At 37.3% G+C, this 17,140-nt stretch carries 19 protein-coding genes; 11 read left to right on the top strand and 8 right to left on the bottom strand.

Annotated features, from left to right (window positions below):
- Window positions 1-342, bottom strand: coding sequence for a hypothetical protein (locus IWC72_RS04110; RefSeq protein ID WP_194528910.1), 342 nt, complete (start codon window positions 340-342; stop codon window positions 1-3).
- A gap of 51 nt (window positions 343-393) precedes the next feature.
- A complete protein-coding gene (locus IWC72_RS04105; RefSeq protein WP_194528909.1) occupies window positions 394-1,542 on the bottom strand; it encodes a sensor histidine kinase in 1,149 nt (382 codons plus the stop codon).
- A gap of 304 nt (window positions 1,543-1,846) precedes the next feature.
- Between IWC72_RS04105 and IWC72_RS04100 the strand changes: the two genes are divergently transcribed.
- The 9 genes from IWC72_RS04100 to aat all read left to right on the top strand — a co-directional run bounded on the left by IWC72_RS04100 (window position 1,847) and on the right by aat (window position 10,896).
- Window positions 1,847-2,422, top strand: coding sequence for a hypothetical protein (locus IWC72_RS04100; RefSeq protein WP_194528908.1), 576 nt, complete (start codon window positions 1,847-1,849; stop codon window positions 2,420-2,422).
- A gap of 27 nt (window positions 2,423-2,449) precedes the next feature.
- A complete protein-coding gene (locus tag IWC72_RS04095; RefSeq protein WP_194528907.1) occupies window positions 2,450-2,992 on the top strand; it encodes a DinB family protein in 543 nt (180 codons plus the stop codon).
- 99 nt (window positions 2,993-3,091) lie between these two features.
- The gene (locus tag IWC72_RS04090; RefSeq protein ID WP_194528906.1) at window positions 3,092-3,907 is read left to right on the top strand and encodes a hypothetical protein; all 816 of its coding nucleotides are present in this window, start codon (window positions 3,092-3,094) and stop codon (window positions 3,905-3,907) included.
- Between the two features lie 167 nt (window positions 3,908-4,074).
- Window positions 4,075-4,641 (top strand): hypothetical protein, encoded by a 567-nt coding sequence (locus IWC72_RS04085; RefSeq protein WP_194528905.1) that lies wholly within the window; start codon window positions 4,075-4,077, stop codon window positions 4,639-4,641.
- A 245-nt stretch (window positions 4,642-4,886) separates the two neighbouring features.
- On the top strand, window positions 4,887-7,751 hold the full coding sequence (locus IWC72_RS04080) for a T9SS type A sorting domain-containing protein (protein ID WP_194528904.1): 2,865 nt from the start codon (window positions 4,887-4,889) through the stop codon (window positions 7,749-7,751).
- An 87-nt stretch (window positions 7,752-7,838) separates the two neighbouring features.
- A complete protein-coding gene (locus IWC72_RS04075; protein WP_194528052.1) occupies window positions 7,839-8,711 on the top strand; it encodes a flavin reductase family protein in 873 nt (290 codons plus the stop codon).
- Between the two features lie 181 nt (window positions 8,712-8,892).
- Entirely contained in the window at window positions 8,893-9,561 is a 669-nt protein-coding gene (locus IWC72_RS04070) for a hypothetical protein (RefSeq protein WP_194524964.1), read from the top strand.
- A gap of 197 nt (window positions 9,562-9,758) precedes the next feature.
- Window positions 9,759-10,136 (top strand): DUF3127 domain-containing protein, encoded by a 378-nt coding sequence (locus IWC72_RS04065; RefSeq protein ID WP_194524963.1) that lies wholly within the window; start codon window positions 9,759-9,761, stop codon window positions 10,134-10,136.
- A gap of 88 nt (window positions 10,137-10,224) precedes the next feature.
- Window positions 10,225-10,896 carry a leucyl/phenylalanyl-tRNA--protein transferase gene (gene aat / locus IWC72_RS04060; protein WP_194528903.1) on the top strand — a complete coding sequence of 224 codons (672 nt, stop codon included), beginning with the start codon at window positions 10,225-10,227 and terminating at the stop codon, window positions 10,894-10,896.
- Here aat and IWC72_RS04055 read toward each other — a convergent pair.
- Genes IWC72_RS04055 through IWC72_RS04045 form a run of 3 tightly spaced genes read right to left on the bottom strand, consistent with a single transcriptional unit; the run spans window position 10,876 to window position 12,708 of the window.
- Window positions 10,876-11,562 (bottom strand): DUF2490 domain-containing protein, encoded by a 687-nt coding sequence (locus IWC72_RS04055; RefSeq protein ID WP_194528902.1) that lies wholly within the window; start codon window positions 11,560-11,562, stop codon window positions 10,876-10,878. The two genes, aat and IWC72_RS04055, sit on opposite strands and share 21 nt — an antisense overlap.
- Complete coding sequence (locus IWC72_RS04050) at window positions 11,543-12,130, bottom strand: hypothetical protein (RefSeq protein WP_194524960.1); 588 nt, start codon at window positions 12,128-12,130, stop codon at window positions 11,543-11,545. The genes IWC72_RS04055 and IWC72_RS04050 overlap by 20 nt, the downstream gene beginning before the upstream one ends.
- Window positions 12,131-12,144: 14 nt before the next feature.
- Window positions 12,145-12,708 carry a DNA-3-methyladenine glycosylase I gene (locus tag IWC72_RS04045; RefSeq protein ID WP_194524959.1) on the bottom strand — a complete coding sequence of 188 codons (564 nt, stop codon included), beginning with the start codon at window positions 12,706-12,708 and terminating at the stop codon, window positions 12,145-12,147.
- A gap of 160 nt (window positions 12,709-12,868) precedes the next feature.
- On the opposite strand from IWC72_RS04045, the gene IWC72_RS04040 reads away from it, so the two are divergent.
- Both IWC72_RS04040 and IWC72_RS04035 read left to right on the top strand, forming a co-directional pair.
- Window positions 12,869-13,999, top strand: coding sequence for an esterase-like activity of phytase family protein (locus tag IWC72_RS04040; protein ID WP_194528901.1), 1,131 nt, complete (start codon window positions 12,869-12,871; stop codon window positions 13,997-13,999).
- A gap of 182 nt (window positions 14,000-14,181) precedes the next feature.
- Entirely contained in the window at window positions 14,182-14,808 is a 627-nt protein-coding gene (locus tag IWC72_RS04035) for a thioredoxin family protein (protein WP_194528900.1), read from the top strand.
- On the opposite strand, the gene IWC72_RS04030 is transcribed toward IWC72_RS04035, so the two are convergent.
- From IWC72_RS04030 to IWC72_RS04020, 3 genes are all read right to left on the bottom strand, one after another.
- Complete coding sequence (locus IWC72_RS04030) at window positions 14,785-15,471, bottom strand: energy transducer TonB family protein (protein ID WP_317171384.1); 687 nt, start codon at window positions 15,469-15,471, stop codon at window positions 14,785-14,787. The genes IWC72_RS04035 and IWC72_RS04030 overlap by 24 nt on opposite strands.
- A 117-nt stretch (window positions 15,472-15,588) precedes the next feature.
- Complete coding sequence (truB, locus tag IWC72_RS04025; protein ID WP_194524955.1) at window positions 15,589-16,302, bottom strand: tRNA pseudouridine(55) synthase TruB; 714 nt, start codon at window positions 16,300-16,302, stop codon at window positions 15,589-15,591.
- Window positions 16,303-16,344: 42 nt separating this feature from the next.
- Window positions 16,345-17,139 carry an undecaprenyl-diphosphate phosphatase gene (locus IWC72_RS04020; RefSeq protein WP_194524954.1) on the bottom strand — a complete coding sequence of 265 codons (795 nt, stop codon included), beginning with the start codon at window positions 17,137-17,139 and terminating at the stop codon, window positions 16,345-16,347.
- Between the last annotated feature and the right edge of the window lies 1 nt (window position 17,140).

The raw sequence follows: 17,140 nt of genomic DNA, 5'->3' as shown, positions 1-17,140 counted from the left end.
TTATTGTAATAAGAAAACAACACCGACTGCTACAACTGCAATTGCCACTAGGGTAAGTATCCAAAACAAAGAAGTAAATGTAATGGTACCGCGGTGTGGTACTACCATTTTTTGATAATACTTAAAGCTCCGTTCTATGTCTTCTGTCCAGCTTACAGGATAGATATCCGTTCCACATTTGTTACAGACAATTTTAGAAGAAACTTCATTGGTTATAGAGTTAAAGAGTTTCCCTTGCTTGTGTTTTTGGGAAAATGAAAGTTTTAAATCCTGATTAAAACATTCCGGACAATTATTTGTCAAGTCTGCCTCTTTGATAACCACTAACTTTTCATTTGCCATTTTACTCTGTATAAAAATATAAGATTGTACTTCTTTTCTAATTTGGGCCTTCTAACTTAGTGTCTTTAATGTAAGCTGCATAACTGTACCCTGTTTATTCGACGAAAGTACTTTTATTTTCCCCTTATGGTACTCTTCAACTATTCTTTTCACTAAAGACAAGCCTAATCCCCATCCTCTTTTTTTGCTGGTCACCCCGGGGTTAAAGATGGCTTGAAAGTCGCTTTTAGGAATTCCGTGACCCGTATCCGAAACCTGAATGTGTACCTGTTTTCCTTCACTAATGATTTCGATATGAATGCTCCCTTTGCCTTTCATGGCATCAATACCGTTTTTTACAAGATTCTCTATCGTCCAATTATACAAAGAATGGTTTAACAGTACAGGAAGTTCTTCGGCATCAGACGCAAAAGAAAACTCAATAAGTTTAGAACTTCGCAATTTAAGATATTCGTAGGCATCTTTTGTTTCTTTAACAATATCATGGGTATCCAATTTGGGTAACGACCCAATTTTAGAAAACCGCTCGGTAATGGTTTCGAGCCGGGAAATATCTTTGGCTATTTCTTTTGTGATTTCTGGGTTGATGTTTTCGGTTTTCAAAAGCTCGTTCCAGCCCAATAAAGAAGAGAGTGGCGTACCAATTTGGTGTGCTGTTTCTTTGGCCATACCGGCCCATAATTTATTTTGTTCAGATGCTTTGTTCGTCTTAAAGAAGAAGAAAATGACCGCAGCAAACAGAAATATAATTAGAAGAAGGGCGATGGGGTAGTATTTAAGTTTGTTCAGAACTTCAGAATTACCGTAGTACAGGGTGGCCAAATGTGTGCCTTGCTGGTCAATTGAAATGGGAGTATTCTCATTTTGAAATTTCAATATCTGATTTTGCACATAGACCGAATCTGAAACCTTCTCTTTATCCATGTTATTGGTCTTCACGGACCCGTCTTTATTTACTAAAATCATTGGGGTAGAGGTGTTGTTCTGAAAAACCTTAAGGTGAAGGTTTCCTAAATCCATATCTTCTGAAGACTGCTGAAATTCTGATTGAGCGGTTGCCCAAATTTCCATTTTTAGGCGCTCTTCTTCTTTAAATTGCTTGAAAAAACTATTTGTATTCCATAAAATAAGGCTCACAAAACCAAACGAAGCAATGAGTAAAGTAAGGTTGGTGGTCCTGTTTTTGGAATTAAAATTCATTGAGATAAATAGCTTTTAGAAACTGGGCTTGCTTAAGTTTAATTCTAAGCAGAACTCATCAAAGATAACGTAAATATGAGGAAAATGGTGTAGGGTTGATTTAGAGAGGTGTTGCCAACCCTTTATTATAGAGCTATCTTAAAGAGGTAGATGAATTCTTAAACCAAATGTGAGTTGTGAAAGGTTTTATTCTTAGTTTTAAAGGGAGTAAAGATTAGTATATACTTTAAAAGTAAGGGGTTAGCAATTTTATTACTGCTAATCTGGTACGGATGCTTAGGGCAATTAATCGCAAGTTTATCATATGAAGTTTTCTGAAATTGTATTGGCAATTATAGGTGTAGGACTGTCTGTTCTAATTGCCTGGATTATAGATTATGAAACTAGAAGGTGGAAAAAGGGTAGGGTAGATAGCTTTTTTAAAGAGGCAGATGATTTGGTAGATATAGATATTATAACATGTTGGAAGAATATAACCAACCCTAAAAATATGGCATACTATACGGTTGGGTATTATTCGGAGTTTGAAGATATGCCTGATGAGATAGAACCTGGAACGGTTTTTAAGAGAAAGGGGTTTACTTCGCAATATGAGACTAATACCTATGTAGTTTTATGGGAGCCACCTAAAATATTCGCATGGGGACAATCTAAAAATGACTGGCATGACCGTGTTGAGCTAAAAAAGACAGGAGACAGAACACGAATATTTCTTGAAAGAAAATTGTCGCCATTCATACCCCCTTGGAATGAGTTCTTGTTTGTTATTATAAGTCAACGGTTTTCTAAGAATAGTCAAAATGATGATGAACGAAGACAATGGATAACTGATGATAGATTAGAGAGGATAATAAGCGTTTGTGAAAACCCGCCAAACTAGATACATACATTACATAAATAAACGACTATGAAACGGAAATCAATTTTCACCCTGTTAGTGCTATTTTTCTCTATGGGTACACAAGTTTTTGCCCAAGATGCTATTTTTATTGAGGATTATCTTGAAAGAATGGAAACCTCTAAAGCGTATCTGCTTTTAATTTCGGAGTCTATGCCAGAAGATAAATACAATTTTAAGGCTGTGCCTGAAGCAATGAGTTTTGCCGAACATTTAATGCATATTGGTTGGGCAATGGACTGGCATAGTCAGTCGTTAATGGGAGGTCGCGAAGCCAGAGATTGGGATACCGATACCGAACTTAAAGTTGATGAAAAATCAAAAAAAGAAATGGTTGATGCTATTACGACGGTATTTGATAAAACCATTAAGTTCATTGAAAACTACGATGTAACCAAACTAGATGAAGAGCTAGATTATTTTGGAGCACAAAGAAGCAAAAGGCAGATTCTATTATTGCTATCAGACCATATAACCCACCATCGTGCTCAAATGTTAGTGTATATGCGGTTGAACGGGCTAAAGCCGCCAAGGTATGTTTTGTATCAATAGGGTTATTAGGTCTTGTTGACCATTGAGTAATTTAATTATTTATAAATCAGGTGTAATGCCCCTAGTTGCTTTACACGATTGTAAACTAAAAATCTATAAATGCTTTTAGAAATTGAAGCAAAAATAAACGGCAATCTTCTTTTAAGTAAAAAAATAGAGCTTAAAAAATATCCATATATTATAAAAGTGTTCGAAAAAGAAAAAGAATTCTTTATTTCATTCAGTCGTAAAATACTTGACATTGAAAATGCTATTCCAAAAATATTTCAAGATGAAAATAATAATACAAGAATAAAACTACCCAATAGTGAATCATATCAAGATATTTTAAATTCAATTCGACATATTGAATCTTTTGGAGCACTTGATAATAGGCTATTGAGTATAGACACACATAATATCAAGATAAAATTCATTCCTGAAAATGAAAATGACCACTTATCTCCACTAAAAGAAATAACAAGAGAATTGGAAAAAGCTAATTCTCCAGAAAGACTAACCAAAGATTGGCTTCAGAATATTATAATTAATGAAAATCAAATGGGAGATTTATATATACCTTTTTCATTTTATAGAGATGCCACAGAATTATATAATAAAACAAGGTACCAATCTGCTTTCTGTACTTATTTCATGATGCTCGAGTATTTTTATCATGAAAAACATTATGGTATTCAAAATGATGCTTATACGAGAATGAAATCTCTGAATAGTGCATTACTAAATACCTTGGAAGAAATAAAGAAACACCCAAACCATTACAATTGGTTAGTAGATAAAATAAATAAAAGACAAAAAAAATACAATCCTGCTGGATTATTATTTACAATTAATAGATTTAGAGATGAATTGTCACATGCAGTTGACAAAAATAAAAACAGAAATACATTTAACGATTTCTCATTTAATTCATAAGCCTTCATAGCTATGGTTATATGTCGCTACGTGTCAATCAAAAAAAGATTGTTGCCATTTGTTAAAGAAAATTATAAAGAAACATTTCTAGAAAAATAAAAGTCGATGGGTAACAAGACTTCTTACAAAAGCCTTAGTCCAATTCTTAAAAATACTTGAATAACTCAATGAAACCCACCATCCTCATCCTATCGCTATTATTTGCCCTAACTGCCTGCAACACCCAAAAACCAACGCATAAAGAAACAGTCGCTACATATTATCAGGCCTTTGATAAAGGCAACTTCAATAAAATAAAAGAAGTTGCAAACGATAGCCTAACCATAGTTTCAGGAGATTTCGTTGTGCCCTATAACCATGCTAGTTTGTACGAAATGTTTAAATGGGATTCTATATTTAAATCATCTTATGAGATAATAGAATTGGAGGAAAAGGGTAATGAGGTTATCGCTATTATAGGTCAAAAGAACCTTCGTAATGCCTACTTAGAAAATAATCCGTTAGAGTATCAGGTGAAAATTTCTTTTAGTTCTAATAAAATCTCAAAAATTGAAGAGTTAGAGTACGAGGGTACAGATTGGAGTATTTGGCAGACAAAAAGAGATACACTCGTAAGCTGGGTAAAGGTAAATCACCCTGAGTTAGATGGTTTTGTTAATGATATGACTATGAACGGGGCAATGAATTATTTAAAGGCCATTGAATTGTACGAGGCAGAACATAAAACTCCGTAACGCTGTATAAGAGCACCCTTCATACGGTTTGGAACATATCTGACTGAATTTGCATAGGTAAGTGACTAGAGCCGACTGCTAAATGTCAATAACAGCATACGATTCTCTCAATAAAATCCGTTAGTAGTCTAAATACTGCGTTTTATCTAAAAATTGGTTTTAACCAAAACCTTAAAAATCTTGTAGCGTAGGTAGAAACATGTATCACAACTCAGACCCCAAATCTGACTACAACCTACTACAAAATGCTTCAAAGATTATTCTGTTTATTACTGTTTTTGCCACTATCGGTTTTACTTCAAGGGCAGTGTATGATTGTTCCAGAACCTTTAGAAAATTTAATTACGGCCTCCCCATTGGTCGTTGAAGGCAAAGTTCGCTCTCAAGAGAGTTTTTGGGATTCCGATAACAAAAACATTTATACTGTAAATGAAATCGAGGTTTTTAAAGTATTTCAAGGTGTTTTTACAGCTAGCACTATTCATGTAGTCACTAAAGGTGGTGTAGTTGGTTTACAAATGGACAGGGTTTCCAGTGCTTTAGAGCTAGAAGTGGGTGACATGGGCCTGTTTATGCTTCAAGATAACTTAGTTAATTTGCCTGTCTCTACAGATTTATATCGTCCTACAGAAGGTGTTTTGGGCTATATTCATTATGATTTGCCCATCGGTACTGCTCAAGGGGTATATGATAGTTATTCTGATATATCGGGAGATTTATACGGTCAGATTACCAATAGTACCGGTTTAGCAATATTGGATGTCGGGTTGTGGGATCAGGAAGATTCGGAACTTTCTGGCGTGTCTTCGGTTGAAAAATCAATTGTTGCAACCCAGGAAGAAAACAGTCATGCTAATTTTGAGATTCATGCCGGCGTAGGAAACCTGCTTACTATAACAGGTGCCGATTTTGGAAATGAGCAAGGGTCTGTTTTGTTTCCAGATGCCAATAGTGGTGGAAATACGTACATCGCTGCTTTGCCTAGTCAGGTAAAACAGTGGTCTAACGATAAGATTGAATTGGAGGTGCCCTATAGAGCGGGTACAGGTGCAGTTCGGATTGACAAGGCCAATGGTGAATCGCTCATAAGCGAAGAAAGTCTGCTTATTGGGTATGACCACATTAATATTGAATACACAACAAATGTAACTACCAATGCCTATGAAACCCAGTTAACATCTGATAATGGTGTAGGAGGGTATAACTTTCAGTATATAACCGATTTTTCAAAAAATAGTGGTGCGACCCAAGCTTTCGATAAATTAATTGAAACTTGGTCTTGTGCTACGGGTGTAAATTTTAAAATAGGAGAGGTTACCACTGTAGATGAAGATGCAGCGGACGGTATAAACGTGGTACGTTTTGATAATGGAGACGAACTTAGTGGAAATACCTTAGCTTATGCGCGGTCACGTTATCAAGGTTGTTTCCAGGAAGGAACCATTAAATGGTTCGTCTCTGAAATAGAGGTCGTGGTCAACGATGATTACAATTGGTATTATGGCGACGGATTGCCAAGCAACCAGCAATTTGATTTTGAAACTGTCATGCTACATGAAATAGGTCATGCCCATCAGTTGGGTCATGTGATCAACTCGGGTGAGGTGATGCATTTTTCGGTAGGGCCAGGACAACAAAAACGTGAGTTGAGCGAAATAGATAGTTTTGGAGGGGAGTTCGTCACCAATAAAAGTACTACGGAGTTGGTCTGTGGAAGAGATTTAATGGATTATAATTGGGTGTGCTGCGAGACCTTGGTTGTAACGGGCCAGCCATCAGGTCAGGTAGTTTGTGTAGAAGGAGAAACAGCGAAATTCAGTTTTGATGTTGATTTTGCCCATAATTGGAAATGGCAGGAAAACATAGAAGGAATTTGGGTGGATTTAATGAATAATGATAGCTATTCCGGCGTAGCTACTAATCAATTGACTGTTGTTGCCAGTGACAAAGAACAATCTCAATTTCGTTGCATAGCAGGTAATTTTTGCGAAGAATTCGTAATATCCGATCCAGCAGAATTATACCAACACAATATGGATGTTTCCGTAGGTATTACAGCGGCTACTTGCAGCGCAGATGGTACAATTCAATTGAATAGAAATAATACTGTTGGTACGCTCAATGTAGTTATTGCGGGCATAGAACCCACAAACGAGCTTTGGCTACCCAATGAAGATAGTTTCACTGTTTCGGTTCCATATGGCGATTATTCGGTTGTAGTAGAAAGAATGGATGCCGCATGTGCTCAAGAATTGGGAACATTTAAAATTCAAGAGCCTATGCCTTTAACACTTACGCCTGAATTGCTTGTAACAACTGAGACCTGTACCGATGATAATAGAAGTATTAAAGTGTACCTGAATGATCATCCAAGATTTAGTACGGTGTTGTTGAGTATAGATGGAGGAAAAACTTTTGAATCCTTTAAAGATACTCTTGGGTCTGTGGTTTTTGAAAATCTTACAATTGGAACTTATGATGTTCTGGGTAAGTGGGAAGATGAATCCTGCGAAACCTCGGTAATTACGGTGCAGATAGAACCTATAAAGGTGCCTGAACTTGCTGTTGAGGTTGTTCATGCCAATTGTGAAGGTGCTGATGGTACTTTTCTTTTTGAGCTGGAGTCCGATTTTGATTTTAATCAGATTGAAGTAAGCGTAGATGGAGGCGTCAATTACGATTATCTATTTGATGCTGAGTCTGACGAAATCAAAATTTCTGAACTTTCTGTTGGTACCTATCAATTATGGGCACGTTGGGAAGGATTATCATGTGGTGGTTCTCTGGGCGTTTTCGACATTAAGAAACAAATGGAAAATGGTGAAGATTGCTCTAGTATAGAAACGGATACTATCGAAGATAGCGATGAAGTAAACCTGAGCTTTTATCCAAATCCTGCCAAAGAGCAGGTATATGTAAAAAGTAGGAATGTTGAAATCCTAAAATTTCAACTGTTCAGTGCTCTTGGGGTAATGGTATTGGATGGCATCCCGGAACGTAAAAATGAAGATACCTTCTATGTTGAAATCGGGCATCTTCAAGCTGGTATATATACGCTGCAGCTGAGTACTGTGAATGATATTAGCACTAAAAAGGTTATAATAGAGTAAGCCTAAACCTGAATATTCTTTAGATTATTAAATTGAAATTTCAAAGACAGAATACAATTTCTGTACCTTTGCCTTATGGCAAAAGAAATGATTTCGATACTTCCAGAAGCGGTTTCCACTGCGCAATTACACGGTTATCTTTTAGGGGCTGTAGGGCCAAGACCTATTGCATTTGCAAGTACGGTAGATGAAAAAGGGAATCCTAATTTATCTCCTTTTAGTTTCTTTAATGTGTTCAGTGCCAATCCGCCAGTTTTAATTTTCTCTCCGGCGCGTAGGGTGCGGGATAATACTACCAAGCATACCTTGCAAAATGTTTTGTTGACTATGGAAGTAGTCATAAACATTGTTAATTATGACATGGTACAGCAAATGTCGTTATCGAGTACGGAGTACGGAAAAGAGGTGAACGAGTTTGAGAAATCTGGCCTCACTATGTTGCCTTCGGATATTGTAAAACCATTTCGGGTTGCTGAATCGCCGGTGCAGTTTGAGTGTAAAGTAACTAAAGTTGAAGCTTTGGGGCGAGAAGGAGGTGCGGGTAATCTAATATTTGCCGAGGTTGTAAAAGTACATGTGGATCCAGATGTTTTGGATGAAAACGGAGTTATTGATCAACATAAAATAGATCAAGTTGCCCGTATGGGCGGTAATTGGTATAGTCGTGCAAATGCTGGGATGTTTGAAGTACCTAAACCACTTTCTTCTCTGGGAGTTGGGGTTGATGCTATACCGGAGCATATTAGGTTGAGCAAAATTTTAACCGGAAACGATTTAGGTATGTTGGGTAATATAGAGGAAATTCCGGATACTAATTCCGTTCAAGAATTTGTAGAAAACAACATGGAAATACGCTCGCTTCTTAGTGGAGGGGAAAGGAAATCTTTAGAACTTAAAGCTCAAGGGTTTTTACAACAGAAAGATGTGCTTTCTGCTTGGAAGGTATTATTGGCGCAGTAAACTATCTCAGGGCAAGCCCACGAGGCATTAAAAGGAATACACTTTGATTATGAGACAAACCTTGGAGCATTTATTCTCGATTATCGAGTAAAACTACTGGAAAACCAGTATTTAAGTAGGGTTTAGTTATATGGGGAGTGTTCTAGTGAAAATTAACATTCACTAAAACCGCCATAACCCTATGAGGGCTCTTTTACTTACAATTGTTGTTTTCGCTTTGTTCGTATCACATGCATTTTCTCAAAATACAGATAAAACTGATAGTGTTGATACGGATTCATATATTACGTTCAGTCCACTTTCGTTATTAGATATTCATTCACCACGATTACGTGTGGGCTATATCCAACATATAGGCGGGCATTGGAAAATGGGTCTCGATTTGGGCGCAGGCGGAGGAACAGGTTTGTTTTCAAACAGGGAAGCAGAGGGTGGTTCACTTTTCGAGGTACGTCCAGAATTATATTACAGAATAGGGAAAGGAGCAAGAACACCAAAGTACATGGCCATTGAATTCTTTTATATCAATGAGACCATAACCCTTTTGAACGACGGATACGAGCGAAGAGATGGAGTAGATTTTCTTTATGATAAGATAGATTTCACACGGCAGAAATATGGCATGCACTTAAAATTTGGACTGTTCTTGAATCTGGGTCGTCATTTTGGATTTAATTTTTACGGAGGTATCGGTTTTCGGTTTAAAGATATCTCTTTTGATAATTTAGTGAACGCACGTGAGGGGTCTGTAGAGCTACCAAGACATGGGTTTAGAACGGTCTATGAAAAGGAAGAAAATGATTTTGGACCAAACCCTACCTTGGGCTTTAAGCTATTTTACAAGCTTTAATTGTAGTAAAATCATTAGCCAACACAGTTAGTAAAAAGAGCGTGAAAGGTTTACGGGAAACCCTTCGCTAGGACAAAATTTATTTATGAGTTGTAACTGATAACCTTTAATAACTTCTGCTTGTTTTTTTAGGTGAATTTTACGATTAAAACTACTTTTATTCCCAATATAAATTAGTTCACATATAATTCATAATCATGGAAGTTCAAGGAAAAGTAAAAATGGTAGGAGAAACCCAAACGTTTGGTAACAACGGGTTCAGAAAGCGCGAAATAGTAGTAACTACAGAAGAGCAGTATCCACAACATATAATGGTTGAGTTCGTACAAGATAAAACGGATTTGCTAAACAACTTTAGCGTTGGGCAGGATGTAAAAATCAGCATCAACTTAAGAGGTAGAGAGTGGACAAACCCACAGGGTGAGGTAAAGTATTTTAACTCTATTCAAGGATGGAGAATTGAAGGTGCTCAAAAAGAACAGAGTGCGGCAGGTATGCCTCCGGTGCCACCAGCAGAGGCTTTTCAGCCAGCTGATAACCTTAACGAAGAAGATCACGACGATTTGCCTTTCTAATTATTAAATCGTAGTAAAACTTAAAAGCCCCATAGGTTGATGCCTAATGGGGCTTTTGTTATTTTTGGATTCATCTTAAAAATTAAAAGTGCAAGATCAAGGTCATAAAAACTCATTACTTTTTTTATCGGAAGAACTGGTTTTTCCTTCGGTGGAAAATGCCAATTACGATGGTCTTTTGGCAGCCGGTGGAGACTTGTCCGTTGGACGGTTATTGTTAGCCTATAAGAGCGGAATCTTTCCGTGGTTTAATGATGATGCCTTGGTGTTATGGTGGAGTCCTGATCCACGAATGGTATTGTATCCACATAACATAAAAGTATCTAAAAGTATGCGCAAAGTACTGCGCGATGGCCGTTTTCGTTTAACCAAAAACACTTGTTTTAAAGAAGTTATAGAGGCCTGCTCCAGTGTTCCCAGAGAAAATCAAGATGGCACATGGATAACCGATAAAATGAAAAATTCCTATTTGAGACTACATGAAAAAGGATACGCTACCTCGTATGAAGTTTGGGAGAATGATGTGCTGGTAGGCGGACTTTATGGCGTTGACCTTGGGACGATTTTTTGCGGTGAAAGTATGTTCAGTAAAGTAAGTAATGCTTCAAAATTTGCATTTATAAAACTCGCGCAAGAATTAGAAGCTAAAAACTACAAACTCATAGATTGCCAAATTCATACGGATCACCTTGAAAGCTTAGGTGCCGAAGAGATTCCTCGTAGCGATTTTATTAAAATATTACAGGCTGAAAATAAGTGAGGTAAGTAAAAAGTAAATATGATGCGTGGTTTGGGTGTATTCCTCTGCGCGGTACTCAGCGCCTATTTCTAGCCTTGTTTCTCGGTTAAGCAAATAGCCAAAATAAGAAGTGATGCGTTGATCATAGACAGGTTTGTCCTTTTTAGCAATACTAAGAAGAGGTTCTGCAGCGATAGAGAAATAGGGCTCCCCAATATCAAGTTTTTCACCTTTCAAAGGTGCGTTTAATGAAAGACGATACCGAAAGCGATGAATCGTTTTTGATGGTGAAATTCGCTGTTCTGCTCTAAAGCGGTTGCCCACGGTTAAATTTCCGTAAGTGTGGGAAAACTTATATTGCTCGGTTATTCTAAGTTCGTCTTCGCCAGGGGCGTCAAAAGTATTTCTAAACCGGTATTGAACACCGATCCCCAAACTTTGGTGAAAGCCAATCTTTACAATAGAGAAATGCGAAAGGTCTAGTTGCCTTATTCGGTATGAAAAATCGTCTTCGTAAATGAACGCACGTTGCGCAATCTTAAAGTTATGAGAGTAATTGGTATGTACTTTATAATTTAAAGAAATATCCGGCTGAAAGTATCCAGTAACATTTTCTTGACTAAAACCAATAATGCTGAAGAGCAAGCTAAAAATTAAAGCAAGCCTTTTAATATAGTACGTGATCATAATTTGGAGGTAGTGCTTTCTTGATCAGTTCAAATTTACCATCGGCATTAAAAAGAATTTCAAATTGCTCAAAACTTTTTTCTTTTTTTCCGTTTACAATGAGCTCATATTTAATAGAAGGTAACATCAAGTTTTGGAATGCCTCTTTTAGGGTTTGGTCTATATCTTCGCCATCAGAAAGATATTGTTGTTGAATTTTTTTTACCCGATATTTTTTAAAATTATTCTCTAAATATATAGTGATTTTGGTATAGGTTTCGTTTGGGATATCTATAGGTTTAATTTCAATTTCTATATCTTCAAGAATACCCTCAGTATTGAATTCTATACTATATTGCAAGCGGTCTTTTTTGAACTTGGCTTCATAGCTAACTTTATTACCGTCTATCTCCTTATAAAAACGGATGCGTTTGGCGTTAACCAACTTTTGATGTATGAACAGGCGGGCATTCTCAGGAAATTGAGATTTCTTTATGCGATGCTCTCGCTCATTTTTTATTTGGGCAAAAGCTGTGCTTGTGCTAAAAATAAAAAATAGGATTAAAAAAGAAAGGGACTTAAAACTCATAGGATTCAAATTTCTTAAACTTCATTAAATCTAAAACAAGACATTTCATGGTCGTTTACCATACCCACGGCCTGCATGAAGGCATAGACTACTGTGCTGCCAACAAATTTAAAGCCTCTCTTTTTCAAATCTTTGCTGAATGTGTCTGAAAGGGGTGTGGTTGCAGGAGCAGTTTTATAATTTTCTACGCTGTTTTTTATTTGTGTATGGTCAACAAAACTCCAAATGTAGTTACTGAAACTCCCATATTCATCTTGTATTTTTAAGAACGCAGAAGCATTGGAAACTGTTGCGCGAACTTTCAATTTATTTCTGATGATTCCTGCATCTTGTAGTAAATCTTGAATTTTATCCTCTTCATAGGCAACAATCTTTTTATAATCAAAATTGTCAAATGCCTTTCTGAAATTTTCCCGCTTTCTTAAAATGGTAATCCAACTTAATCCCGCTTGAAAGGTTTCCAAGACTAAAAATTCAAAAAGTACGGCGTCATCTTTTACGGGAGAACCCCATTCTTCATCGTGGTAGGCTTCATAGAGCGCATCACCTTTGCACCAACCGCATCTGTGTTTTTCCATTTTAAGAGATATAGACATTAAAGGTATGAACATAAGGGGAGATTTCGATAGTGTGCCTATTCAAATTATAGATAATACAAGATTAATCTAATCGTAATCTACAGTTAAACTTCTTCTGAAATCTATATGTCACCTTGCTGAACCTAAAAATACTTGAAAAATGAAAAACTTTACCTTAGAAATTGTGGGATTAATGATTCTCACAACAATCATATCCTGTGAGCACTTAGATGATTTTGTAGGTCATGGAGGAGCACAAAATAGCGAAATTACAAGTTTGGAGTTTGTGGATGAATATGTGTTGCCGGACGGTACAATGTATGCAGATACCCAAGTTGGCGGTCTTTCTGCTATAGATTATGCAGATGGAAAATGGTATATGATCAGTGATGACCCTAAAGCGCCTATTCGCTTTTATAATGCGGATATTCAGTTTGATGATAACGGATTTAATAATGTAGCCATAAACGGGGTGACTGAATTGTTGAGTGGAGGTAATTTGCCGTTTGCAGATGGCGAAGTAGACCCTGAAGCTATTCGGATAACACCGGGTGGTAGCGTGCTTTGGTCTAGCGAAGGAAACGTGAATGGAGGTGTTGATCCTTTTGTTCGTATAGCGGATATGGACGGTAGTTATAAATCAAGCATTTCTATATCTAATAAATTTAAAGTAGATGCCGATGAAAACCGTGGACCTAGGCACAATGGCGTAATTGAAGGTCTTAGTGTTGCTCACGATAAAAACGGCTATTGGGCTTCTATGGAGCTGCCACTTGCGCAGGACGGTCCAGAACCAATGGTTGAGGATACAGATTCTCCAGTACGGATTGTCCATATAGATGATTCCGGTGCTTTTGGAAAAGAGTTTGCTTATGAGTTGGACCCGATTGCTAGAAAATTTAATGAGACGTCTTTTACCGTAAACGGAATTGTTGAAATTTTGGAATATGACACAGATAAATTCTTAGTTCTGGAACGTTCTTTTTCAACAGGTTATGCAGATGGTGGTAACGATGTAAAAATCTATGATGTTGATGCTTCTCGCGCTACGGATGTAAGTGGTATGGATAGCCTCTTGGATGCCGATTACAAAAAAGCGACCAAGAAATTGTTGTTCGATTTTGAAAGTGTTCGTAATCAGTTAACGGATGGAGTAGTAGATAATATAGAGGGAATTACATTTGGTCCTGAATTAGAAAACGGAAACCGTTCGTTGGTTTTGGTAGCGGACAATAACTTTAGTGCTTTCGGTCCACAATTAAACCAATTCATATTATTGGAAGTAAAATAAACTACAAATATTAATTCTATTAAAAGTCCGTTATACCATGGTGTAACGGACTTTTTCCTTTAAACAAGTTGGTTGAACGAAGGGTTTGTAAGTTTTAGTAATGAACTACTACCAATGTTACCTAAGTTACCAAAACTGTAAAAGTGGCACGTTAACTTTGTAATGAATTAAAGATAAATACTATGGCTGTACCTACAACAGAAAATAACACGACGCAATTAATAGAAAAAGCACTTTCGCAAGCTGTTTCATATGAAGATTACCGAGCAATGGTAAATCAATTAGCACTAGAAGGAAAGGCAACAGGCCCTGTGCAAACCGAAGCCTTAGCAAATTACACCATGCTTAATGATCGCCGTATGAAGCGTTTTGACAAAACCGTAAAGGTGAGTGCCGAAGATGCCGAGGCTATTGCTAAGCTGGATAAAAAAGTACAACTGATTGTCTTGACGGAAAGTTGGTGTGGTGATGCGGCCCCAGCGTTACCGGTAATCAACAAAGTGGCACAGTTGAATGATAATATAGATTTTAAAGTGGTTTTAAGGGATGAGAATGTAGACCTTATGAATCAGTTTTTAACCAATGGCGGTATGTCTATTCCTAAATTGATTGTTTGGGATGAGGAAAACCAAGAGGTGTTAGCGGATTGGGGCCCAAGACCTGAACTTGCTGCAAAATTAGTAGCGGACCATAAAGAAAAGTATGGTGAGTTGTTATCTGAGATTAAAGAGGAAATACAGCAGTGGTATAATAAAGATAAGGGACAATCAACATTAAAAGAAGTATTAACGCGCCTTCCCTTGAAATAGGTAGGTAATGGTTCCTTTCTGAACCGATTTTTCACCAGAACTAAACTTAGCTTTAAGCGCGTAAGCAATGGCATTGTCTATTAAACAGCCGTTGGAAGTACCTGAGCTTTTTGAATTATAATCGGCATCTACTACGTTACCGGTTGCATCTACTTGAATATTTACAACAACTTTACCTCCTTCTATACATGTATAAATTGGAGGAGGTAATCTGTAATTACTTCGGTTTACCAATGAGTAAGAAACTGACGTACGGCGTTTTGCAAGATTATTGGTGAATTCTTTCTTTTGCGCTTCTTTTTCACCTAGCATTTGCTTGGCTTCTTTACGCTTCTTTTTTAATTCTTTAACGCGTTCAGCATATTCGGAATCAGAAAGCATCTCGTCATTTGGGTTGTCACTGCTTTCGGCCTCCATTTTCTCGTTCATCAACTCTTCTAGAGTCTTTAGAGGTTCTGGGTTGCCATAACTAGGTTTTGCAGTTTCGTTATAAGCCATGTGGCTTTTAATTGGGTCTGCTTTTTCAATCTCTTGCTGTAGTTCTTCTTTTTCTTCAAGAAGTTCGGCAATATCTTCTTCCATCATCATTTCAACCACATAGTCGTCCTGCTCTTTATCTTGGCCTAAGTGTATGTTGTAGAGTGCCAACACGATTATAGACATCGAAAAAAAGGTAATAAGGAACGCTAAGTGTTTACGGTTCAAGCTCATGGTGATATAACCACAATTTTAAAAAAATATTTTAATTATTCGTTGAACGGAAAAACTATCTTAATCTTTTTACGATTCCGTCGTTTTACCGAGTAAATTTTCTGCAAATTCATTAGGATCAATGGCAATATTTACGTTGTAGTCACCTATTTTGGTTCTTCTGAGTTCAGATAAATGCCCGCCGCTCTGTAGTGCTTGTCCCAAATCGTGTGCCAAAGATCTTATATATGTGCCTTTACTGCAAACTATTCTAAATTTAACATTTGGGAGGTTAATTTCGGTGATTTCAAAGGTAGAAACGTGTACGCTTCGCATCTTTATTTCTACATCCTTTCCTTCCCGCGCATATTCGTAAAGCCGTTTACCATCTTTTTTTAAGGCCGAAAAAACAGGTGGGCGTTGTTCAATATCGCCTATAAATTGAGGCAGGGTTTTATTGAGGAGTGCTTCGGTAATGTGTTCGGTAGGGTATGTTTGGTCAACTTCGGTTTCTAGATCATAAGAAGGGGTAGTGGCTCCAAGAGTAATGGTACCCGTATATTCTTTTACTTGCCCTTGAAGTTCTGGAATTCGTTTGGTGAATTTTCCACAACAAATTAGCAAAAGGCCTGTTGCCAAGGGGTCAAGCGTGCCTGCATGCCCAATTTTAAATTTCTTAAGCTTAAATTTTGAGCGGATAACCCATTTTAGTTTGTTTACCGCCTGAAAAGACGTCCAACCAATTGGCTTGTCTATAAGTAGTATTTGTCCGGTAAGAAAGTCTTCTTCGGTGCGAGAATCCATGTAAATAAAATTAAATCCTGTTCAGTGAGGCCGAAAATCGGTCTAAGCCATATAACCGTAGGCAATGGCAATTAACCCAACGATAAGGCAGTAAATAGCAAAGTAAGATAATTTGCTCTTTTTTACCAATTGAATCATCCAGGTACAGGCAGCAAGACCGGCTACAAAGGCAGCAATAAAACCTGCGCCCATGGCAAAGTTGTTTCCACCATCAAAATTAAGGTCGCCACTCATGAGGTCTTTGGCAATTTTTCCAAAAATCAAGGGTACCACCATTAAGAATGAAAACCGTGCCGCTTTGGTTTTGTCCACACCTAAAAGTACAGAGGTAGAAATAGTAGCACCACTTCTAGAAATACCGGGTAACATGGCTATGGCTTGCGAAATACCTACTATGAATGCATTCTTGAAACTCACTTTCTTATCGGTGTCTTTCGCTTTATCGGCAAAATATAATAGTACTGCGGTTATAATCAGCATAAAGCCTACAAACCGAACGTTACCGCCAAAAAAAGCTTCCAGTTGTTCTTCAAAAAAAAGACCTACAAAAACTGCGGGCAACATAGATATGATAATTTTTACTGAAAACTGCGCTTCTTCGTTCCATTTAAAAGTTAATAGGCCACTAATGATTTCCCAGATATCCTTTCTGAAAACAACAATGGTACTCAAAGCTGTAGCGGCATGGAGCACAACGGTAAACAAAAGACTTTCTTCAGGTACGGAATTATCGCCTAAAATAGCTTTGCCCAATTCTAAATGTCCACTTGATGATACGGGTAAAAATTCGGTCAATCCTTGAATGATACCGAGAATGATGGCGTCTAGCGTCTCCAAT

The organism is Zobellia roscoffensis (assembly GCF_015330165.1).
In the GTDB taxonomy this organism is placed as follows: domain Bacteria; phylum Bacteroidota; class Bacteroidia; order Flavobacteriales; family Flavobacteriaceae; genus Zobellia; species Zobellia roscoffensis.
This window is presented reverse-complemented; position numbering and strand designations above follow the sequence as displayed.